The organism is Microbacterium sp. LEMMJ01 (assembly GCF_002114135.1).
Lineage (GTDB): Bacteria > Actinomycetota > Actinomycetes > Actinomycetales > Microbacteriaceae > Microbacterium.
This window is the reverse complement of sequence record NZ_NCTV01000015.1, coordinates 93,600-112,831: the sequence shown is the minus strand read 5'-3', so window position 1 is coordinate 112,831 and position 19,232 is coordinate 93,600. Positions and strand designations below refer to the sequence as shown.

General features: G+C 70.1%; 24 protein-coding genes. 17 read left to right on the top strand and 7 right to left on the bottom strand.

Annotated elements, in window-relative coordinates; genetic code table 11:
* Positions 1-7 precede the first annotated feature (7 nt).
* The 10 genes from B7W94_RS01585 to B7W94_RS01540 all read left to right on the top strand — a co-directional run bounded on the left by B7W94_RS01585 (position 8) and on the right by B7W94_RS01540 (position 5,888).
* Complete coding sequence (locus tag B7W94_RS01585; RefSeq protein WP_085603839.1) at positions 8-940, top strand: TetR/AcrR family transcriptional regulator; 933 nt, start codon at positions 8-10, stop codon at positions 938-940.
* Positions 941-966: 26 nt separating this feature from the next.
* On the top strand, positions 967-1,893 hold the full coding sequence (locus B7W94_RS01580) for a cyclase family protein (RefSeq protein WP_085603836.1): 927 nt from the start codon (positions 967-969) through the stop codon (positions 1,891-1,893).
* Positions 1,894-1,968: 75 nt separating this feature from the next.
* Positions 1,969-2,160, top strand: coding sequence for a helix-turn-helix domain-containing protein (locus B7W94_RS01575; RefSeq protein ID WP_085603833.1), 192 nt, complete (start codon positions 1,969-1,971; stop codon positions 2,158-2,160).
* A gap of 115 nt (positions 2,161-2,275) precedes the next feature.
* Positions 2,276-2,374 carry a 30S ribosomal protein bS22 gene (locus B7W94_RS01570; RefSeq protein ID WP_003792170.1) on the top strand — a complete coding sequence of 33 codons (99 nt, stop codon included), beginning with the start codon at positions 2,276-2,278 and terminating at the stop codon, positions 2,372-2,374.
* Between the two features lie 79 nt (positions 2,375-2,453).
* On the top strand, positions 2,454-2,756 hold the full coding sequence (locus B7W94_RS01565; RefSeq protein ID WP_025104462.1) for a rhodanese-like domain-containing protein: 303 nt from the start codon (positions 2,454-2,456) through the stop codon (positions 2,754-2,756).
* On the top strand, positions 2,753-3,049 hold the full coding sequence (locus tag B7W94_RS01560; protein ID WP_085603830.1) for a glutaredoxin family protein: 297 nt from the start codon (positions 2,753-2,755) through the stop codon (positions 3,047-3,049). Before B7W94_RS01565 ends, B7W94_RS01560 begins: the two co-directional genes overlap by 4 nt.
* Complete coding sequence (locus B7W94_RS01555) at positions 3,046-3,348, top strand: Dabb family protein (protein ID WP_085603827.1); 303 nt, start codon at positions 3,046-3,048, stop codon at positions 3,346-3,348. The genes B7W94_RS01560 and B7W94_RS01555 overlap by 4 nt, the downstream gene beginning before the upstream one ends.
* A gap of 143 nt (positions 3,349-3,491) precedes the next feature.
* On the top strand, positions 3,492-4,304 hold the full coding sequence (locus tag B7W94_RS01550) for a basic amino acid ABC transporter substrate-binding protein (RefSeq protein WP_085603824.1): 813 nt from the start codon (positions 3,492-3,494) through the stop codon (positions 4,302-4,304).
* A 34-nt stretch (positions 4,305-4,338) separates the two neighbouring features.
* Positions 4,339-5,136 (top strand): amino acid ABC transporter permease, encoded by a 798-nt coding sequence (locus B7W94_RS01545; RefSeq protein ID WP_025104458.1) that lies wholly within the window; start codon positions 4,339-4,341, stop codon positions 5,134-5,136.
* Positions 5,133-5,888 carry an amino acid ABC transporter ATP-binding protein gene (locus B7W94_RS01540; RefSeq protein ID WP_025104457.1) on the top strand — a complete coding sequence of 252 codons (756 nt, stop codon included), beginning with the start codon at positions 5,133-5,135 and terminating at the stop codon, positions 5,886-5,888. The genes B7W94_RS01545 and B7W94_RS01540 overlap by 4 nt, the downstream gene beginning before the upstream one ends.
* A gap of 101 nt (positions 5,889-5,989) precedes the next feature.
* On the opposite strand, the gene B7W94_RS01535 is transcribed toward B7W94_RS01540, so the two are convergent.
* From B7W94_RS01535 to B7W94_RS01515, 5 genes are all read right to left on the bottom strand, one after another.
* A complete protein-coding gene (locus B7W94_RS01535) occupies positions 5,990-7,081 on the bottom strand; it encodes an ABC transporter ATP-binding protein (protein ID WP_085603821.1) in 1,092 nt (363 codons plus the stop codon).
* Entirely contained in the window at positions 7,078-7,869 is a 792-nt protein-coding gene (locus tag B7W94_RS01530; protein ID WP_085603818.1) for an ABC transporter permease, read from the bottom strand. Before B7W94_RS01530 ends, B7W94_RS01535 begins: the two co-directional genes overlap by 4 nt.
* Positions 7,866-8,804: an ABC transporter permease gene (locus B7W94_RS01525; RefSeq protein WP_441338623.1), complete on the bottom strand. Its 939-nt coding sequence runs from the start codon at positions 8,802-8,804 to the stop codon at positions 7,866-7,868. The genes B7W94_RS01530 and B7W94_RS01525 overlap by 4 nt, the downstream gene beginning before the upstream one ends.
* A complete protein-coding gene (locus B7W94_RS01520) occupies positions 8,801-9,940 on the bottom strand; it encodes an ABC transporter substrate-binding protein (protein WP_085603813.1) in 1,140 nt (379 codons plus the stop codon). Before B7W94_RS01520 ends, B7W94_RS01525 begins: the two co-directional genes overlap by 4 nt.
* Before the next feature lie 135 nt (positions 9,941-10,075).
* Positions 10,076-10,591 carry a GNAT family N-acetyltransferase gene (locus B7W94_RS01515; protein WP_085604132.1) on the bottom strand — a complete coding sequence of 172 codons (516 nt, stop codon included), beginning with the start codon at positions 10,589-10,591 and terminating at the stop codon, positions 10,076-10,078.
* A 105-nt stretch (positions 10,592-10,696) separates the two neighbouring features.
* Between B7W94_RS01515 and B7W94_RS01510 the strand changes: the two genes are divergently transcribed.
* Positions 10,697-11,470, top strand: a complete 774-nt coding sequence (locus tag B7W94_RS01510) for a sulfite exporter TauE/SafE family protein (RefSeq protein WP_060921721.1) — start codon at positions 10,697-10,699, stop codon at positions 11,468-11,470.
* A 102-nt stretch (positions 11,471-11,572) separates the two neighbouring features.
* Here B7W94_RS01510 and aspS read toward each other — a convergent pair whose 3' ends face one another.
* Positions 11,573-13,351 (bottom strand): aspartate--tRNA ligase, encoded by a 1,779-nt coding sequence (aspS, locus tag B7W94_RS01505; protein WP_060921711.1) that lies wholly within the window; start codon positions 13,349-13,351, stop codon positions 11,573-11,575.
* Positions 13,352-13,483: 132 nt separating this feature from the next.
* Here aspS and B7W94_RS01500 point away from each other — a divergent pair, with 132 nt between their 5' ends.
* Positions 13,484-13,873: a DUF5684 domain-containing protein gene (locus B7W94_RS01500; RefSeq protein ID WP_025104449.1), complete on the top strand. Its 390-nt coding sequence runs from the start codon at positions 13,484-13,486 to the stop codon at positions 13,871-13,873.
* Between the two features lies 1 nt (position 13,874).
* Positions 13,875-14,516, top strand: coding sequence for a histidine phosphatase family protein (locus B7W94_RS01495; RefSeq protein ID WP_025104448.1), 642 nt, complete (start codon positions 13,875-13,877; stop codon positions 14,514-14,516).
* Between the two features lie 66 nt (positions 14,517-14,582).
* Here the strand turns inward: B7W94_RS01495 and B7W94_RS01490 are convergent, their stop codons facing one another.
* Complete coding sequence (locus B7W94_RS01490; RefSeq protein WP_253247352.1) at positions 14,583-15,524, bottom strand: NAD(P)/FAD-dependent oxidoreductase; 942 nt, start codon at positions 15,522-15,524, stop codon at positions 14,583-14,585.
* Between the two features lie 6 nt (positions 15,525-15,530).
* Between B7W94_RS01490 and B7W94_RS01485 the strand changes: the two genes are divergently transcribed.
* Genes B7W94_RS01485 through resB form a run of 4 tightly spaced genes read left to right on the top strand, consistent with a single transcriptional unit; the run spans position 15,531 to position 19,223 of the window.
* Positions 15,531-15,935 (top strand): MerR family transcriptional regulator, encoded by a 405-nt coding sequence (locus B7W94_RS01485; RefSeq protein WP_085603807.1) that lies wholly within the window; start codon positions 15,531-15,533, stop codon positions 15,933-15,935.
* A 55-nt stretch (positions 15,936-15,990) separates the two neighbouring features.
* Positions 15,991-16,641: a TlpA family protein disulfide reductase gene (locus tag B7W94_RS01480; protein WP_082749996.1), complete on the top strand. Its 651-nt coding sequence runs from the start codon at positions 15,991-15,993 to the stop codon at positions 16,639-16,641.
* A 16-nt stretch (positions 16,642-16,657) separates the two neighbouring features.
* Positions 16,658-17,425, top strand: a complete 768-nt coding sequence (locus tag B7W94_RS01475; RefSeq protein WP_025104444.1) for a cytochrome c biogenesis CcdA family protein — start codon at positions 16,658-16,660, stop codon at positions 17,423-17,425.
* Positions 17,426-17,441: 16 nt separating this feature from the next.
* Entirely contained in the window at positions 17,442-19,223 is a 1,782-nt protein-coding gene (gene resB, locus B7W94_RS01470) for a cytochrome c biogenesis protein ResB (RefSeq protein WP_085603804.1), read from the top strand.
* Positions 19,224-19,232: the final 9 nt, after the last annotated feature.

The window sequence follows — 19,232 nt, the reverse complement described above, 5'->3', positions numbered from 1 at the left end:
GAAAGCCATGACCGAGAAGGAGCCGCCCGAGCTGCCGCGCGGGATCGCGCTTGCCTGGGGTGTCGCGGCCGATCCGCAGCGCGGCCCGAAGCGGGAGATGAGCGTCGAGAAGATCGTGGAGGCGGCGGTCGCCCTCGCCGACGCCGACGGGCTCGGTGCCGTCTCGATGGCTGCGGTCGCCGCGCGTCTGGGATTCACGCCCATGTCGCTCTACCGGTACGTCTCCGCCAAGGACGACCTCCTGCTCCTCATGCAGGAGGAGGCGACGGGCCTGCCGCCGGAGAGCCACCTCGAGGTCGAGGGGTGGCGCGAGCGGCTGCTCGCCTTGTACGAGGCGCAGATCCTCGTGTATCTGCGGCATCCCTGGATGCTCTCGCTGCCGATCTCGGGCTCGCCGATCACACCGAACAGCTCCGCCTGGCTGGATGCCGGCCTCGCCGCCCTCGATGGCACCCCGCTCACGGCAGAGGAGCGGATCGCCGTCGCACTCGCCGTCACCGGCCATGCCCGCTGGTGCGGGATCGTGCAGGCCGGATACACCGAGCAGTCGCGGTCGTCCGGTCTGAGTCCGGACGAGGTCGCGGCCCGTGAGGCCTCGCTGTTCGACCGGGTCATCACCGCTGACGAGTTCCCCGCCCTGCGGCGGGCTATCGAAGACGGCGTCTTCCTGTCGTCGGCCGACCCGTTCCGCTTCGCGGTGGAACGCACCCTCGACGGCGTCGCCGCGTACATGACGGGCCTCGAACGCGGGGAGCGGCACATCGTCGCGGAGGAGTGGGTCGATCTCGACGTCGCCGAGCTCGCTGGAGACAAGCGGCTCAAAGAGGCGCAGAAGGCCAGCCGTGAGGCGGAGAAGGCCCTTCGCGCCGCGCGCAAGGTCGAGCGGCAGGCCCTACGGGATGCGCGCGAGCGGATCGCCAAGGCGAAGAGATCCGCCTGAGTCCTCCGGTCCGGCAGGATGGGCGCATGACGGACGAGTACCGCGCGCATTTCGACTTCGCGATCACCTTCGCCAACGGCGGCGGGCTGCAGGGGCAGGGGTTCCGACTCGATCTGCCACGGGAGGACGTGACCGCGGACGAGGTCGCAGCCCTGCTCATCGCTCATCTCGGTCTGGCGCTCGTGGGCGAGGTCGAGCTCAGTGATCTGCGGATCGTCGCCGAGCCGCACCGGGGCAGCCGAGGCGTCGCGGCTCCGGCTCGTGGAGACCGCACCGAACGGGTCGTGGACCTGAGCCACCCGATCGCGGAAGGCATGGTCACCTATCCCGGGCTGCCGGCGCCGACCATCACCCCGCACCTCACCCGCGCGGCGTCGCGCGAGCGCTATGCGCCGGGGACGGAGTTCGCGATGGACGTGATCACGATGATCGGCAACACGGGTACTTACCTCGACGCGCCGTTCCACCGCTATGCGGACGGGGCCGACCTGGCGTCGCTAAACCTCGACACCCTCGTTGACCTGCCTGCCGAGGTCTTCCACCTCCGCGACGCGTGGACGCCCGAACGGCGGGGTATCAGGGCGGCGACGATCGCGGATCGTGAGCTCCGCGACACCGCGGTGCTCCTGGACACCGGCTGGAGCCGGTTGTTCGGCACGCCCGCCTACGGCACCGGCTCGCCCTTCCTCACCGAGGACGCGGCGCGCTTCCTCGTGGACGCCGGGGTGCGCCTCGTCGGCATCGACGCGCTCAACATCGACGACACGGAGAGCGGCGGGGAGCGACCGGCGCACAGCATCCTCCTCGCGGCGGGCGTGCACGTCGTCGAGCACCTCACCGCTCTGGATCGCCTCCCCGCGCGCGGGGCGCGGTTCACCGCGGCCCCTCCCGCGATCCGCGGGTTCGGGACGTTCCCGGTCCGGGCGTTCGCGACCGTGCCGACATCCCACTGATCACAACAGCCACGCGGGTTTACACGCGTCCCAGCGACCCCATAGAGTGTGCTCATCGAGAAAGGGGTACGTGGGATGCCCGAGGTTCCAGACGTCCGATTCCTGACGGTGGCCGAAGTCGCCGAGCTCATGCGCGTGTCCAAGATGACCGTGTACCGGCTCGTGCACGCCGGTGACCTCCCCGCCATCCGATTCGGACGGAGCTACCGCGTGCCGGAGTCCGCCGTCGCGGAGGCTCTAGAGCGGCCCATCGCCGACGCCGGCTGACGGAGGGGCGCGGGGCACCCTCCTGAGTTTGCTAGGATGATCCGAGGCATTTTTCGTGCTCGTACCCGGGTGTCCGATACCGGCGACACCCAGCCCCTGACTTAGTGAGGTTTCCGTGGGTTCTGTCATCAAGAAGCGCCGCAAGCGCATGGCGAAGAAGAAGCACCGCAAGCTGCTTCGCAAGACTCGCCACCAGCGCCGCAACAAGAAGTAAGCGGCCAGACACCGAGCGCCTGTCTTCGGACGGGCGCTTTGTGTCTCTGCGCGCCGTTCCGCACCGCCGAGAGGATGTCATGAAGTCGATCACCGTCGCCGAACTCGCCGAGCGCTCCGGCACGCCCCTCATCGATGTCCGGGAGGTGCACGAGTTCCAGGCCGGCCACGTCCCCGGCGCCGTGAACATCCCGATGTCGGAGATCGGCAACCGCCTGGACGAGCTCCCGGCCGAGTCGTTCGACGTGATCTGCCAGGCCGGCGGCCGCTCGGCCCGCGTGGTCGAGGCGCTCGAGGCCCGCGGCTACGACGCGACCAACGTCGAGGGTGGCACCGGCGAGTGGATCGCCCAGGGACGCGAGGTGGAGGTCCCGTCGTCGTGACGACGCTGACCCTCGTCGGCAAGCCCGACTGCCATCTGTGCGCCGTGGCCTCCGAGGTGGTCGACGCGGTCGTCGCCGAACTGCCGGACGCCGCCGCGGAGCGCATCCAGATCGTCGAGGCGTCGATCCAGGACGACCCCGCCCTGTACGAGCAGTGGTGGGAGAAGATCCCCGTCGTCCTCATCGACGGACGACTGCATGCGCACTGGCGCGTGTCCCCCGACCGGCTGCGCGAGGCGCTGGAGGAAGCCGTCGACGCGGAGGCCCGTGCCGACCAGAAGGAGCTGCGATGACCATCCGCCATGTCGTGACCTGGAAGCTCGCCGCGGAGGACGCGGGGGAGCGGCAGGCCCAGGCGGCCGAGGTCGCCCGTCGGCTCAACGCCCTCGACGGCGTCGTGCCGCAGCTGCGCAGCATCTGGGCCGGTGCGAACGACGTGTACCCCGACGCGAACTGGGACGTGACCCTGGTCGCGGACTTCGACTCCATCGCCGACCTCGAGCAGTACCAGGTGCACCCTGCGCACGAGGAGGTCGCCGGGTACATCCGCTCGGTCGTCTCCAGCCGTGTGGCGGTCGACGCCGAGCTCTGAGCGTCGAGCGTCGTCCCCGCGGCACCGAAACACAAACGTAATGCGGCGCGAGGGGATGTCATTGGTCACGCGACGAGCCGCATGTTTAGATGAACTCCTACCCGTCCGTGGGCTCACCCGCCCCCCGACTCCCAGGAGCCGACATGTCCCGTCGTAACCTCTTCGCCGGCCTCGCGATCGCGGCCACCGCCACCCTCGCGCTCGCCGGATGCGCCACCGGCTCCTCCGATGCGGGCAGCGGCGGCGAGCCCGCCGTCGGCGACGAGTACGGCCTCGTCGAGGCGGGCACGCTCACCGTCTGCTCCGACATCCCCTACCCGCCGTTCGAGTTCGAGGGCGACGACGGCGAGTACACGGGCTTCGACATCGACCTCCTCGGCGCGATCGCCGAGCAGCTCGACCTCAAGCTCTCCGTGCAGGACGTCGGCTTCGATGCGCTGCAGTCGGGGACGACCCTCGCCGCCGGCACCTGCGACGTCGGCGCCTCGGCCATGACGATCACCGACGAGCGCAAGGCCAACATCGACTTCTCCGACCCGTACTACGACTCGCTGCAGTCGCTGCTCGTGCGCACCGACTCGGGCATCGAGTCCATCGACGACCTCGACGGCAAGAACGTCGGCGTGCAGCAGGGCACCACGGGCGAGGCGTACGCGACCGAGAACGCGAAGGGCGCGCAGCTCGTGCAGTACCCCTCCGACGGCGAGCTGTGGCCGGCCATCCAGGCGGGGCAGATCGACGCGATCCTGCAGGACCAGCCCGTCAACCTCGAGCACGAGAAGGCCGACTCCTCCTACGAGATCGTCGAGACCTACGAGACCGACGAGTCCTACGGCTTCGCCTTCGCGAAGGGCGAGAAGGACGAGCTCCTGGACGCCGTGAACGGTGCGCTCGCGGAGCTGAGGGACAACGGCGAGTACCAGAAGATCTACGACCAGTACTTCACGGCGAACTGAGCCGGGGAACACGGAGGTCGGGAGGACCTTGACAATGGCGTTGAGGCGCACCACCAAGCAGAAGCTCTACCGGTACACCGTCTATGCGGTGCTGATCGCGATCGCCGTCTGGATCGCGTTCAGCACCGACTGGGCCCGGCTCGGGCAGCTCTTCTTCAACCCCGAGGTCGCAGCCAAGATGCTGCCGGGGATCATCACGACCGCGCTCGTCAACACGCTGTGGTTCACGGCGGTGGCGTTCACGGGCGGCCTGCTCCTCGGCGTGATCCTCGCGCTGATGAAGCTGTCCGAGATCGGTCCGTTCCGGTGGATCGCGACCGTCTGGATCGAGCTGTTCCGCGGACTCCCCGCCCTGCTCACGATCTTCGCCATCGGGTTCATCGTGCCGATCGCGCTCGGTGTGCGGGCGCAGGAGCTCGGCGGTCCCGTGGTGCTCGGCCTGATCGGGCTCGTGCTCGTGGCATCGGCCTACATGGCCGAGACCATCCGCGCGGGACTCCAGGCCGTGCCGAAGGGACAGACCGAGGCGGCGCGTTCGCTCGGCATGTCGCCCATGAAGACGACCTTCTGGATCGTGGTCCCGCAGGGCTTCCGGATCATCATCCCGCCGCTGACGAACGAGTTCGTGCTGCTGCTGAAGGACACGTCGCTGCTGTTCGTCGTCGGCACGTTCGTCTGGTCGAAGGAGCTCACCACCTTCGCCCGTGACGCCAGTACGCAGAACGCCAACGGAACGCCGCTCATCATGGCGGCGATCCTCTACCTGATCGTGACGATCCCGCTCACGCGTTTCAGCGCGTGGCTGGAGCGTCGGATGGCGAGGACACGATGAGCACCGACCTGATCGACGTCCAGGCCCCGGCGATCGCGATCCAGGACCTGCACAAGAGCTTCGGCGACAACGAGGTGCTCAAGGGCATCGATCTGACGGTGCTCGCCGGCGAGGTCGTCTGTGTGATCGGCCCGTCCGGTTCCGGGAAGTCGACGCTGCTCCGCTCGGTGAACCTCCTGGAGGAGCCCACGGGCGGCAAGGTGCTCATCGAGGGCATCGACATCACCGATCCCGACATCGACATCGACCGCGTGCGCACCCGCATCGGGATGGTGTTCCAGAGCTTCAACCTCTTCCCGCACCTCAGCGTGCTCGGCAACCTCACGATCGCGCAGCAGCGGGTGAAGAAGCGCTCGAAGGCCGAGGCCGACAAGGTCGCCCGCGCCATGCTCGAGCGCGTCGGTCTCGCGGAGAAGGCCGACGCGTACCCCGGGCACCTCTCGGGTGGGCAGCAGCAGCGCGTGGCCATCGCCCGGGCGCTGTGCATGAACCCCGACATGATGCTGTTCGACGAGCCGACGTCGGCCCTCGACCCGGAGCTCGTCGGCGAGGTGCTGCAGGTCATGCGGTCGCTGGCCGACGAGGGCATGACGATGCTCGTCGTCACGCATGAGATGGGCTTCGCGCGCGAGGTCGGTTCGCGGCTGATCTTCATGGACGGCGGACACATCGTCGAGGAGGGCGACCCCCGCGAGGTGCTCGCCAATCCGCAGCATCAGCGCACGAAGGACTTCCTCTCCCGCGTCCTGTAACTCTCCCCGCCCCGGTGTCGCCGAGACCCCGGGCATTCGCCGAGACCCCCGGCTGCAGACGTCTGCAGCCGGGGGTCTCGACGTGAACCCGGGGTCTCGGGTCAGCCGCGGGGACGCGCGACCACCGGGGCGGCGGTCACCGCGATGCGGACGCGGTCGCCGAACGACGGGTGCACGGCGGGATCGTGCTGCACGCGGACGAGCTCGCCCGACTCGGTGCGCACGAGGGTCCGCCGCATGCTGCCGAGGAACGTGCTCTCCTCCACGAGGGCATCGGTGGCGGCATCCTCCGCGGAGGTGAAGCGGACGTTCTCCGGACGGAGGTACACGTCGACGGGGCCGTCGGCGGGGGTCTGCAAGGGGAGACGCTGCCCCCACACGACGACGTGCTCGCCGTCCGCGACGCCGGACACGACGCTGGAGAGGCCGACGAACGAGGCGACCTCGGCGGTCGCGGGAGTCGTGTACAGCTCTTCCGGGGACCCGATCTGCTCGATGCGACCGGAGTTCATGACCGCGATCCGGTCCGACACCGCGAGGGCCTCCTCCTGGTCGTGCGTGACGAAGACGGTCGTGATGCCCAGCCGCAGCTGAATGCGCCGGATCTCGTCGCGGAGCTGCACGCGCACCTTGGCGTCGAGCGCCGACAGGGGCTCGTCGAGCAGCAGCACCCGGGGTTCCGTGACGAGGGCGCGAGCCAGGGCGACCCGCTGCTGCTGTCCGCCGGAGAGCTGATGCGGGAACCGGTCGGCGAGGTCGGCGAGGCCCACGAGGGCGAGCGCATCGAGGGCACGCCGCGCCGCCTCGGTCGTGCCGACACCCCGACGACGGAGCCCGAAGGCCGTGTTGTCGAGGACGCGGAGGTGCGGGAAGAGCGAGTACGACTGGAACACCATCCCGATGTCGCGCCGGTTCGTCGGCACCCGCGAGACGTCTCCGCCGCCGAGGAGCACCGTCCCCTCCTCGGCGCTCTCGAGTCCCGCGAGCACGCGGAGCAGCGTCGTCTTGCCGCAGCCGGAGGGGCCGAGCAGCGAGACGAACTCCCCGGGGGCGATGTCGAGGTCCACGCCGTGCAGCACCCTCGTGCCGCCGTAGCTCTTGACGATGCCGTGGAGCTCGACCCGCGTGCCGTCGCCGGCCTGGGCGAGCAGCAGGTTGTCCTTGGTGCGCGGGAGTGCGTGATCGAGGGTCATGAGCGGGCCTTTCGCGGACCGCGGGCGACGCGGCCGATGAGCAGGAGCAGGAGGAAGACGAACGACAGGGCGAGCAGCGTGAAGATCGCGGGGGCATACGGGTCCTGCTTCTGCACCACGACCATAGCCGTCTGGAAGACCTGCCGGTTGAGGAGGGACGCGATCGTGAACTCCCCGAGCACCACCGCGATGGAGATCAGCGAGGCGGCGAGCAGGCCCTGGCGGAGGTTCGGCGCGAGCACGCGGAGCACGACCGTCGGCCAGCCCGCCCCGAGCGAGCGCGCGGCCTCGGACAGCGTGCGCAGGTCCGCGGCATCGATCGACGCCTGGATCGAGCGGAAGGCGAAGGGGAGGACCGTGACACCGTAGGCGAAGGCGAGGGTCCAGGTGCCGGTGCCCACGGTCCGACCGATCTGCAGGTAGATCGGCGCGAGCCCCACGACGAGCACGATGGCGGGGATCGAGATCGGCAGGAGCGCGACGAACTCGAAGGCCGCCTTGAGCCGCGGGAAGCGGAGGTTCACGAGGATCATCGTGGGGGCCAGGAGGAACAGCACGATCGCCACGGTCACCACCGCGAGGATCAGCGAGTTCCCGAGCCCCGTCCAGAGGGGCTTCAGGGCCGCCGACGCCGCGGGGTCGAAGAGGGCGGTCCAGTGCGCGAACGAGAGGCCGTCGGTGTCGCGCAGCGTGAAGAGGAACGTCGACACGAGCGGCACCGCGAAGAACGCCCCGACGACGATGCCGATCACCGCACGGGTCGCGCGGGACGGGGCGAGGCCGTTCATGCCTGCCACCGCGAAGCCCGTCGCTGGACGAGGGAGTACAGCGCCATCACGACCCCGACCACGATGATCATGCCGAGGGCGAGAGCGCCGGCGAGGTTCTCCCGACCGAGCAGGGTCTCGCTGGTGAGCGCCGTGCGGATCTGCAGCGGGACGATCTGCGAGCCCTGACTCGCGAGCGCCGCGGCCGTGGCGTACGAGGAGAACGCGTTCGCGAAGAGCAGCAGCAGGCTGGCGAGGAACGACGGCGCCAGCACCGGGAGGCCGATCCGCAGCCAGAAGCTCGCCCTGCTGCCCCCGAGGGTGAGGTTCGCCTCGACCCACTGCGGCTTCAGGGCGGCGAGGGCGGGCAGGAAGGTGATGACCATGAGCGGCACCTGGAAGTAGATGTACGGGAGGATGAGGCCGGGAAGCTCGTACAGCCACGTGCCCTCGGCGAAGATGTCGATGCCGAACGTGTCGCGGAGGAAGACCGTGACCACGCCCTGGATGCCGATCGTGGCGATGAAGGCGAAGGCGAGCATGACGCCGCCGAACTGCGCGAGGACCCCGGCAGCCGCGTCCACGGAGCGCCGCACGACGCCGTCCGGGTTCATGCCGAGCAGAGCGTAGGAGACGAGGGCGCCCACGACCGCACCGACCGCCGCGGTGAGCAGCGACAGCCCCGCCGAGTTCGCGAAGGTCGTCAGCACCACCGGGTCGCCGAGGGCGGCGACGTTCGTCCAGGTGAAAGCACCGTCGCCGTCGAAGAACCCGGAGCCGACCGCGAGCACGGTCGGCACGGCGAGGAAGAGCAGCACGTAGGCGGCGAACGGTACGAGCCCCAGCCACGCCACGGACGGCGCCGACCGCCGGGCCCGCGTGTGCGACGCGGGTCCGGCGGCGGTGGCGGGGGCGGACGCCGCGGCATCCACCCCCGGTGCGACGACGGTGGTCACTGGACCGCCGCTGCCCACTTCTCGCCGAGCAGCGTGCCGGCGTTCTCGGACTGCTCCTCGGTCGGCACGACCGTCTCCTCCGGGGCCTCGGGGAGAGCGGCCGCGAGCTTCTCGTCGATCGTGCCGGCCTCGGTCATCGCCTCCATGCGCACCGGACGGGCGCCGCCCTTCAGCCACAGGTTCTGCACCTCGTCGCTGTAGAGGAACTCCTGCCACAGACGCGCGGCGGCCGGGTTCGGAGCGTCGACGTTGATGGCCTGGTTGTAGTAGCCCGCGTAGCCGGTGCCGTCGAAGACCACGACCTTCCAGTCCGGGTTGTCGGCCGTGTGGGCCGCGTTCAGGTAGTCCCAGTCGAAGACCACGGGGGTCTCGCCGCTGGCGACGGTCGCGGTCGTGACGTCGACCTTGAGGAGGTTCCCGGCCTTCTGCAGCTCGGAGAAGAAGTCGATGCCCGGCTGGAAGTCATCGAGCGTGCCGTCCGACTGCACGGTCGCCAGGCCCACGGCGGCGAAGGCCGCTCCGGCCTGCGTCGGGTCGCCGTTGATGGCCACGGCGCCCTTGTAGTCGGCGGAGAGGAGATCGGACAGCTCGGCCGGCGCCTCGAAGGCCGAGGAGTCGTAGCCGATCGACATGTAGCCGCCGTAGTCGCCGACGAAGAGGCCGGTGGGCTCCTTCAGCTCGTCGGGGATGTCGTCCCAGGTCTGGACCTTGTACGGGGCGAAGGTGTCGGTGTTCTGCAGGGCGACGGTCAGGCCGAGGTCGAAGACGTCGGGAGCGGTGTCGAGGCCCTTGTTCGTCTCGGCCGCCTGGATCTCCTCGGCGCTGGAGACGTCGGGCGAGGCCTCGTTGATGGTGATCTCGGGGTACTTCTCCGCGAACAGGTCGAGGATATCGCCGTAGTTCGCCCAGTCGCGGGGGAGGGCGATGACATTGAGCTGACCCTCCTCCTTCGCGGCCGCCTCCAGGTCGGCGAACGAGCCGAAGTCCTCGACGGAGGTCGCGCTCGCCGCGTCCACGGCGTCGTCACCGGCGGCCGGGGTGTCGGTCGCGGAGGCGCAGGAGGTCAGAGCGATGACGGCCGTGGTGGCCAGGGCGATGCCGGCGCCGATGCGTGCGCGGCGGATGGAGCGTGCCATGAGTGTCCTCTCGGTGTCCGGCGCTGTGAGCCGGTGTCGGGTTGCGAGAGGACACTACGAGTCCGAGGTAGCCACGCGGAGCGGTGCGGGTGAACGGTCGGTGTCGGGCGGGTGGCGCGGGGATGCGCTCCGGATTCAGCGCTGCGGGACGGTGTACTTGAAGCCGCGGTGCGAGCCCACGTAGCCGAGGCGCTCATAGAACCGGTGCGCGTCGGTGCGGGCGGCGTCGGAGGTGAGCTGCACCATGGCCGCACCGAGGGCGGGCGCCGCGGCGTCGCCGACCCACTGCATGACCGCGGAGCCGATGCCCGAGGAACGGAGGTCGCTGCGCACCCGGACCGCCTCGACGAGCAGCCGCCGCGCGCCGCGGCGCGCCATGCCGGGGATCGAGGTGAGCTGGAGAGTGCCGACCACCGCGCCGCCGAGCTCGATCACGAGGAGGTCGTTCGACGGGTCGGCCAGGATCTCGCGGAGGCCGCGCTCGTACGCCGGACGGTCCTCGTCGGACGCCACGTCGCCGCGGGCGGCGCTGATCGGGTCGTCGGCGAGCAGCGCGATGACGGCGTCGGCGTCGACCTCGGTCGCCCGCCGGAGCACGGCGTCCCCGCTCCTCGACGCGAACGCATGCGGAAGTGGGAGAGCGGCGAGCATGAGCCCAGTCTGCCAGCGGTGGATGCGGGACGGCGCCCGCGGGTCTGGAATCATGGCGGAGTGGATATCGGCAGCCTCCTCGGACTCGAGCAGCTCACCTGGGGGATGCTGATCCTCATCATCGTGGCGGCGTTCAGTGCCGGGTGGATCGACGCGGTCGTCGGCGGCGGAGGGCTGCTGCAGCTCCCGGCGCTGCTCCTCATCCCCGGCATCGCCCCGGTCCAGGCGCTCGCGACGAACAAGCTCGCCTCCGTGTTCGGGACCGCGACCAGCAGCATCACCTACTACCGCCGCGCCAAGCCCGACCTCCGCACAGCTCTGCCGATGGCGGTGATCGCGTTGATCGGCTCGTTCGGGGGCGCGGCGGTCGCCACGGTGCTGCCCCCGGCCGCCTTCAAGCCCATCATCGTGATCGCGCTGCTGGCGGTGGCCCTGTTCACGGCGCTCCGGCCGCAGCTCGGGGCCGCGACGCAGCTGCGCTTCCACGGGCACAAGCACCACATCATGGCCGGGCTGGCCGGGCTCGGCATCGGGTTCTACGACGGGATGATCGGTCCGGGCACGGGCACCTTCCTCGTGATCACCCTCGTCGCGCTGCTGGGCTACGACTTCCTGCAGGCGAGCGCGAAGGCCAAGATCGTGAATCTCGCGACGAACGCGGGGGCGCTGCTCCTCTTCATCCCGCACGGCTCGGTGCTGTGGCTGCTCGGGGGCATCCTCGCGGTCGCGAACGTCGGCGGCAGCTACCTGGGCTCGCGGATGGCCATCTCCCGCGGGACGACGTTCATCCGCGTGGTGTTCCTCGTCGTCGTGGTGGCTCTCATCGCGAAGCTCGGCGTCGACGTGTGGAACGAGAACCTCGCCCCCCTCTTCGCCTGATTCCCCCTTTTCTCTTCGCCGAGACCCCGGGTACGCGACGAGACCCCGGGCTGCCAGCGGCAGTGTCCCGGGGTCTCGGCGGCAAGACGGGGTCTCGGCGGGTCAGGCCTCGTCCTCGGGAGTGAAGTCCACACCGGCCTCGGCGCGCTGCTCGGGGGTGATCGGCGCGGGAGCGGAGGTGAGGGGATCGAAGCCGTTCCCGGACTTCGGGAAGGCGATGACGTCGCGGATCGACTCGGTCTTCGTCAGGTGCTGGAGCACGCGGTCCATGCCGAGTGCGATGCCGCCGTGCGGGGGAGCGCCGAACTTGAACGCGTCGAGGAGGAAGCCGAACTGCTCCTGCGCGACCTCGTCGCTGATGCCCATGACCTCGAAGACCCGCTTCTGGATGTCCTCGCGGTGGATGCGGATGGACCCGCCGCCGAGCTCCGAGCCGTTGCACACGATGTCGTACGCGTAGGCGAGGGCCGATCCGGGGTCGGTGTCGAACGTGTCCTCGAACTCGGGCTTCGGACCCGTGAACGCGTGGTGCACGGCCGTCCAGGCACCCGCGCCGACCGCGACGTCACCGGAGGCGACCGCGTCGGCGGCCGGCTCGAACATGGGGGCGTCGACGACCCAGGTGAAGGCGAACTCGTCCGGGTTCAGGTAGCCGAGGCGACGGCCGATCTCGACCCGTGCGGCGCCGAGCAGCGCCCGGCTCTCCTTGGTGGCACCGGCGGCGAAGAACACGCAGTCGCCCGGCTCGGCGCCCACGAACTCGGCCAGTCCGGCCTGCTCGGCCTCGGACAGGTTCTTCGCGGCGGGGCCGCCCAGGGTGCCGTCCTCGTTGAACAGCACGTAGGCGAGACCACGGGCGCCGCGCTGCTTGGCCCAGTCCTGCCAGGCGTCGAGCTGCTTGCGCGGCTGGCTCGCGCCGCCGGGCATGCGCACCGCGCCGACGTACTCGGCCTGGAACACGCGGAACGGGGTGTCCTTGAAGTACTCCGTCGCCTCGACGAGCTCGAGTCCGAAGCGGAGGTCGGGCTTGTCGGAGCCGTACTTCGCCATGGCGTCGGCGTAGGTCATCCGCGGCAGCGGGGTCTGCACCTCCACGCCGATCGTCTTCCACATCGCCACGATGAGCGACTCCATGAGGGCGATCACGTCCTCCTGGTCGACGAAGCTCATCTCGATGTCGAGCTGCGTGAACTCGGGCTGACGGTCGGCGCGGAAGTCCTCGTCGCGGTAGCAGCGGGCGATCTGGAAGTACTTCTCCACACCGCCGACCATGAGCAGCTGCTTGAAGAGCTGCGGCGACTGGGGCAGGGCGTACCAGCTGCCCGGGTGCAGACGGGCCGGGACGACGAAGTCGCGGGCGCCCTCCGGCGTGGAACGGGTGAGGGTCGGGGTCTCGACCTCGGTGAAGTCCTCGGCGTGCAGCACGTCCCGGATCGCCTTGTAGACGTCGGACCGCAGGCGCAGCGCGGAGGCGGCGGCCGGGCGGCGGAGGTCGAGGTAACGATACTTCAGGCGCGCCTCCTCGCCGACGGTCTCGGTGTCGGCCAGAGCGGTCGAGACCTGGAACGGCAGCGGGGCCGACTCGTTCAGCACCTCGACGTCGGCCGCGATGACCTCGATCTCGCCGGAGGGGAGGTTCGGGTTCGCGTTGCCCTCGGGGCGCCGCGACACCTCGCCGGTGACCTTGAGGACGAACTCGTTGCGCAGCGGGTGGGCGATCTCCTCGTCGCGGATGACGACCTGGGCGATGCCGGACGCGTCCCGCAGATCGATGAACGCGACGCCTCCGTGGTCACGACGACGATCGACCCACCCGGTGAGGGTGACGGTCTGACCGATGTTCTCGGCGCGCAGGGAGCCTGCGGAGTGGGTGCGCAGCACGGAGGATTCCTCCTGATCCGGGGAAAGATGAACCCGCCCAGTCTACGCGGGCGTCCCGGCCCTTCCCGGCCGGGTCGCCAGCGCGGAGCAGCGGCACCTCAGTAGGATCGCCACGACGAAAGGCGGACCCCCATGCACCTCTCCATCTCGGACGGCAACGGCCTTCCCGACCTGTTCGGCGCGATCTTCTCCGGCACGACGGGACTCATCGCCCTCATCTTCTACATCCTCGTCGTGGTCGGACTGTGGAAGGTCTTCACGAAGGCGGGGTACCCCGGCATCCTCGCGATCATCCCGATCGTGAACGTCGTGTTCCTCGTGAAGATCGCCGGGATGTCGGGCTGGTTCGCCCTGCTCTACCTCGTGCCGATCGCGAACTTCATCCTCGGGGTCATCGTCGCGTTCAAGCTCGGCGCGCGCTTCGGCAAGGGCGGGGTGTTCTCGTTCTTCCTGCTGTTCCTGTTCCCCTACATCGGCTATCTGATCCTCGGGTTCGGCGACTCCCGCTACCGCGAGGTCTGACGTGGCGGCATCACTTCTGCACCTCGTTCGCCACGGTGAGGTGCACAACCCGTCCCGCGTGCTCTATGGACGGCTGCCCGACTATCACCTCAGCACCGCGGGGGAGGAGATGGCGCAGGCGGCGGCGGAGCACGTGGCGGGGCTCGGCGATCCCGTGACCGCCCTGTTCGCGTCGCCGCTGGAGCGTGCGCAGGAGTCGGCCGCCCCGTTCGCGGAGGTGTTCGACCTCGAGCCCGAGACGGACATCCGCCTGATCGAGCCGACGAACGTGTTCGAGGGCACCCGGATGCGGCGGTCGCTGATGAACCCGATGAACTGGTGGCACCTGCGTCAGCCGTCGCTGCCGAGCTGGGGGGAGCCGTACGCCTCGATCGCGGAGCGCATGCTCGGCGTGATGGACGAGGCGTGGACGGCCGCCGCCGAGATCCCGACCGCGGGGGACATCGTGATGGTGTCGCATCAGGCGCCGATCTGGATCACGCACCTCCGCGTGGCCGGCCTCCCGCTGCAGCACGATCCGCGGACCCGCCGTTGCGCCCTGTCGAGTGTGACCTCGTTCGCGCGTGTGGGCGACGTCTGGCGCGAGGTCTCGTACGCCGAGCCCGCCGCGACCGGCGGTGCTGTCGACGTCGGCGCCGTCTGACCCCCGTTCGAATCGCCTGAATGGTCCCATCCGGCCCGGAAATGGGACCAATCGGGCGATTCGAAGTCAGAGGGACTGGAGCACCCCCACCGCGGCGAGCTGTCCCGCGGCGGCGGCGAGCAGGACCGAGGCCATCGGGCCGGGGAGGGTCGCGCGATGGGCGAGGTCGCCCGCGGCGAAGACCCCCGGAAGCGACGTCCTCCCGAACTCGTCGATCTCGATCGACCCCGACTCCAGGAGCCGCAGCCCGAGGTCCGCGGCGAAGGGCGCCCGGTGCCGCATCGTGCCGGAGGCCACGAACACCCCCGCGACGTCGAGGTCGCCCTCGGCGCTGTGCACCCGAACCCCGTCTCCGTGCGCGGCGACAGCCTCGACCGGAGCGGAGGCCACCCGCACCCCGAACTCCTCCAGCGCGACACGGTCCTCCGCGGCGAACAGCTCGCCCACCGGGACCACCGTGATCTCGCCGACGATCCGGCCGAGCAACCCGATCAGATGGGCCGCCCGGGGAGCCGCCCCGAGGATCGCGATCGGCTTCCCGGCGTGCTCGTGTCCGTCGCAGAACGGGCAGCTGAAGACCCGGATGCCCCAGAGTTCGGCGAGACCCGGCACCGGCGGGAGGTCGTCCGCGACGCCGGTCGCCAGGATCACCCGTCGGGCGTCGGCCACCGACCCGTCGGCGAGGCTCACCGAGAAGCCCGTCTCCGCGTCGCCCGAGATCCGCTGCGCCGCGACGTCCCGCGTCTCGACGTCCGCATAGGCCGCGAGCTCCGTGCGGGCCTCGGCGCGGAGGTCCGCCGGGGCCTTCCCGTCGGCGCCGATCATGTTGTGCATGTGCCGCACGGTGCCGTTGCGGTACTCGCCCGAGTCCAGCAGGAGCACCGGCCGGTGCATCCGTCCGAGGGTCAGCGCCGCCTGGAGTCCGGCCGGACCGGCACCGATCACGATCGCGTCGTACATGGGGTTCCCTTCTCGCGTCTTGCGTTCGGCACCAGTCTGTGACTTCATGTCAACATGAAGTCAAGCGACCCGCACCCGTGGTCCGTCGGCGAGGTCGCCGCGCGGTTCGACCTGCCGACGAACGTGCTGCGGCACTGGGAGACCGTCGGCCTGCTCCGGCCGCCCCGCGACCCGGCGGGCCGGCGTCGGTACGGCGAGGACGAGGTCGTGAGCATCGCCGTCATCCAGCGCAGCAAGGCCGCCGGGATGAGCCTCGACCAGATCGCCGTGCTCCTCGACGACGGCAGCGCCGGGCGGCATCAGGTGCTGCAGCAACATCTCGACGACCTCGACCGGCGGATGGAGGAGATGCGGCGATCGCGGGAGATGACGGAGCACGCCATGGGGTGCCGGGCGCACGACATCGCGACCTGTCCGCGGTTCCGCGCCGGGGTGGACGACGTGCTCGCGCGCTTCTGACTCCCCCCGGGGGTACCCGGCCGATGCATAGGAAGCTCTGCGTAAACTCGGAGACGTGTCCCGCGCTTCCAGGATTCACCCGATCCGCAACGGCCGCCCCTCCCGTCTTCGGCCCCTCGGCCGCCTGGGCGGAGCCGCGCTCGCTGCGGTGCTCGCCGTCGGTCTGAGCGCCTGCGCTCCCGACGCCGTGAGCGAGTCGTTCCTGAACGGCGAGAACACCGGCTACGTCGCCGCCGACGGCGCGATCGTCGAGATCCCCGTCGCCGAGCGCGGGGAGCCGGTCGAGTTCGCCGGGGTCACGGAGCACGGCGAGGACTTCGACAGCGCCGACATCGCCGGGAAGGTCGCGGTCGTCAACTTCTGGTACGCCGGCTGCGCCCCGTGCCGCGTCGAGGCCCCCGACCTGGAGGCCGTCTGGCAGGAGCACCAGGACGCGGACGTGCAGTTCATCGGCATCAACACGCGCGACCAGGCCGACACGGCTGTCGCGTTCGCCGACGAGTTCGGGATCACGTACCCGAGCCTCATCGACGTCGACACGGCTCAGGCCAAGCTCGCCTTCGCCAAGGTCGTGCCGATCTCGGCCACCCCCACCACGCTCGTGCTCGACAAGCAGGGCCGCGTCGCCGCGAAGATCATCGGGCCGATCGACGGCACCTCCGTGCTCTCCACGCTCGTCAAGGACGCGCTGGCGGAGGACTCCTGATGTCCGCGAGGTCGTCGTGAACCCCGACGCGATCATCGGATCCGGAGCCCTCTGGATCGCGGTCCCCGTGGCGATGCTCGCCGGACTCGTCTCGTTCCTCTCGCCGTGCGTGCTCCCACTCGTTCCGGGCTACCTCGGCTTCCTCGGGGGAGCCGTCACGCCGCGGAACACCTCGACGACCGGCGACGGCGCCACCCAGACGGCGACGCGCAGCCGCCTCGTCCTCGGCGTGCTGCTGTTCATCCTCGGCTTCACCGTGGTCTTCATCCTCTACACGGTGCTCGGCGGCACCGCCGGCGTGTTCCTGCTCCAGTGGGGCGATCTCATCACCCGCATCCTCGGCGTCGTCATCATCGCGATGGGCCTGGTCTTCCTCGGGCTCTTCGGGTTCGCGCAGAAGGAGCTCCGCTTCCACGTCGACTCGAAGGCCGGGATGGTCGGGGCCCCGCTCCTCGGCGTCGCGCTCGGCATCGGCTGGGCGCCCTGCATGGGCCCCACGCTGGCCGCCATCCTCGCGCTCTCCTTCAACGCGGGCGACCCCGTGCGCGCGGGCTTCCTCGGCCTCGCGTACTCCCTCGGCCTCGGCATCCCGTTCCTGCTCGTCGCCCTCGGCTTCGGCTGGGCGACCAAGGCCATCGGGTTCCTGCGCCGCCACATCCGGGTCGTGAACATCCTCGGCGGCGTGCTGCTGATCCTCCTCGGTGTCCTGATGGTCACCGGCCTGTGGACCGACATCATGTCCCGATTGACGGCGGTGATCGGCAGTGTCATCCTCCCGCTCTGACCGCTCCGAGACGACCATGACGAAGAACAAGGGTGCCGTGACCACCGACTCCAGCGATCCGCTCCGCCCGTCCGACCACGTCGACGGCGACGACACGATCACCCAGCCGCGGCTCGGGTTCGTCGGCTGGCTCCGATGGGGGTGGCGCCAGCTCACCTCGATGCGCACGGCGCTCGTCCTGCTGCTCGTGCTGGCGATCGCGGCCATCCCCGGATCGATCTTCCCGCAGCGGATGGCCGACCCGAACGGCGTGACGCAGTGGGAGCGCGACAACCCCGATCTGTTCCCGGTGCTCGACGCGCTCAAGCTCTTCGACGTGTACCTGTCGCCCTGGTTCTCGGCGATCTACCTGCTGCTGTTCACCTCGCTCGTCGGCTGCGTCATCCCGCGCATCAAGCACCACGCCAAGGCGCTGCAGGCCCGCCCGCCGCGCACGCCCGCCCGGCTCCGCCGCCTGGAGGACTACCGCGCCGTCACCCGCGACACCGTCGCCGACTCCGGCACGCGCACGGGGGACGCCGCCGCGGAGGCCGCCGCCTCGATCGACGTCGCCACGAAGCAGCTCAAGGCGCTCGGCTACCGCGTGGAGCGCTACGACCGCGGCCGCACGTACTCGGTGTCGGCCGAGCGCGGCTACTGGCGGGAGACGGGCAACCTGCTCTTCCACCTCGCCCTCGTCGGCGTGCTCGTGACGATCGGCGTCGGCGGCGGCTTCGCGTACACGGGCCAGCGCGTGCTCGTCGAGGGGGAGACCTTCGCCAACACGCTGCTCGACTACGACTCCATGAACCGCGGGCGCTTCGTGGCCGACGACTCCTTCGCGCCGTACTCGATGCGGCTGGACTCCTTCGACGTCACGTATCAGCCGTTCGGCGAGCCCGGCTCCGGCCAGGCCGGGAACTTCTCCGCGAACATGACCATCCAGGAGAACGGCGAGGAGCGCGAGGGCGCCGTCAAGGTCAACGAGCCGCTGGGCGTGGCCGACGACGACGTGTTCCTGCTCGGCAACGGGTACGCCCCGACGGTCACCGTGCGCGACCCCGAGGGCAACGTGGTGTTCCACAACAGCACGCCGTTCCTCCCGCAGGACAACAACATGACCTCGCTCGGCGTGCTCAAGGTGCCGGACGGCCTGGCCGAGCAGGTGGGCCTCGTCGGTTTCTTCTACCCGACCACCGGCGTGCTCGACACGGGCGCCTTCTTCTCCGCCTACCCCGACCTCACCAACCCGACGCTCACGCTCGACGTGTACACGGGCGACCTCGGGATCAACGACGGCGTGCCGCGCTCGGTCTACGTGCTCGACACCTCCGACATGACCAAGCTCACCGGACGCAGCACCGACGTCGAGTCGATCGAGCTGTCCCCGGGTGAGACCGCGCAGCTGCCGAACGGCCTGGGCTCGGTCACCTTCGACGACGAGTCGCCGGAGGGCGCCACCGACTCCTCGGAGTCCGTCAAGCGCTTCGCCTCCCTGCAGATCCACCGCGACGAGTCCGGGGTGTTCGTGCTCGGGTTCGCACTGCTGGCGCTCGGCGGCCTCATGCTCGCCCTGTTCGTGCCGCGTCGGCGCGTGTGGGTGAAGGCCACCGCGGCGGACGGCGCGGTCGACCTCGAGTACGCGGCCCTGGCCCGAGGGGAAGACCCCACGCTCGCCCGCGCCGTGGACGACCTCCGTGCCGGCCACGCCCGGCTGCTCGACGCCGCGGGCGGCACGACCGCCCGTACCCCTGAAGACGCCGACGAGGATGCCGCGGACGCCGCCGCGGACCCTGCGGCCCCGGCACCCGGAAAGTAGACTGACACC

Excerpts from the sequence above, each read along its gene's own strand:
- B7W94_RS01545 (WP_025104458.1), top strand. The coding sequence starts at position 4,339 with ATGGCGTTGAGGCGCACCACCAAGCAGAAGCTCTACCGGTACACCGTC.
- B7W94_RS01510 (WP_060921721.1), top strand. The coding sequence starts at position 10,697 with ATGCTGATCCTCATCATCGTGGCGGCGTTCAGTGCCGGGTGGATCGAC.
- B7W94_RS01575 (WP_085603833.1), top strand. The coding sequence starts at position 1,969 with ATGCCCGAGGTTCCAGACGTCCGATTCCTGACGGTGGCCGAAGTCGCC.
- B7W94_RS01530 (WP_085603818.1), bottom strand. The coding sequence starts at position 7,869 with ATGAACGGCCTCGCCCCGTCCCGCGCGACCCGTGCGGTGATCGGCATC.
- B7W94_RS01540 (WP_025104457.1), top strand. The coding sequence starts at position 5,133 with ATGAGCACCGACCTGATCGACGTCCAGGCCCCGGCGATCGCGATCCAG.
- B7W94_RS01550 (WP_085603824.1), top strand. The coding sequence starts at position 3,492 with ATGTCCCGTCGTAACCTCTTCGCCGGCCTCGCGATCGCGGCCACCGCC.
- B7W94_RS01490 (WP_253247352.1), bottom strand. The coding sequence starts at position 15,524 with ATGAAGTCACAGACTGGTGCCGAACGCAAGACGCGAGAAGGGAACCCC.
- B7W94_RS01555 (WP_085603827.1), top strand. The coding sequence starts at position 3,046 with ATGACCATCCGCCATGTCGTGACCTGGAAGCTCGCCGCGGAGGACGCG.
- B7W94_RS01520 (WP_085603813.1), bottom strand. The coding sequence starts at position 9,940 with ATGGCACGCTCCATCCGCCGCGCACGCATCGGCGCCGGCATCGCCCTG.
- B7W94_RS01580 (WP_085603836.1), top strand. The coding sequence starts at position 967 with ATGACGGACGAGTACCGCGCGCATTTCGACTTCGCGATCACCTTCGCC.
- B7W94_RS01515 (WP_085604132.1), bottom strand. The coding sequence starts at position 10,591 with ATGCTCGCCGCTCTCCCACTTCCGCATGCGTTCGCGTCGAGGAGCGGG.
- B7W94_RS01500 (WP_025104449.1), top strand. The coding sequence starts at position 13,484 with ATGCACCTCTCCATCTCGGACGGCAACGGCCTTCCCGACCTGTTCGGC.
- B7W94_RS01535 (WP_085603821.1), bottom strand. The coding sequence starts at position 7,081 with ATGACCCTCGATCACGCACTCCCGCGCACCAAGGACAACCTGCTGCTC.
- B7W94_RS01585 (WP_085603839.1), top strand. The coding sequence starts at position 8 with ATGACCGAGAAGGAGCCGCCCGAGCTGCCGCGCGGGATCGCGCTTGCC.
- B7W94_RS01565 (WP_025104462.1), top strand. The coding sequence starts at position 2,454 with ATGAAGTCGATCACCGTCGCCGAACTCGCCGAGCGCTCCGGCACGCCC.
- B7W94_RS01485 (WP_085603807.1), top strand. The coding sequence starts at position 15,531 with ATGAAGTCAAGCGACCCGCACCCGTGGTCCGTCGGCGAGGTCGCCGCG.
- resB (WP_085603804.1), top strand. The coding sequence starts at position 17,442 with ATGACGAAGAACAAGGGTGCCGTGACCACCGACTCCAGCGATCCGCTC.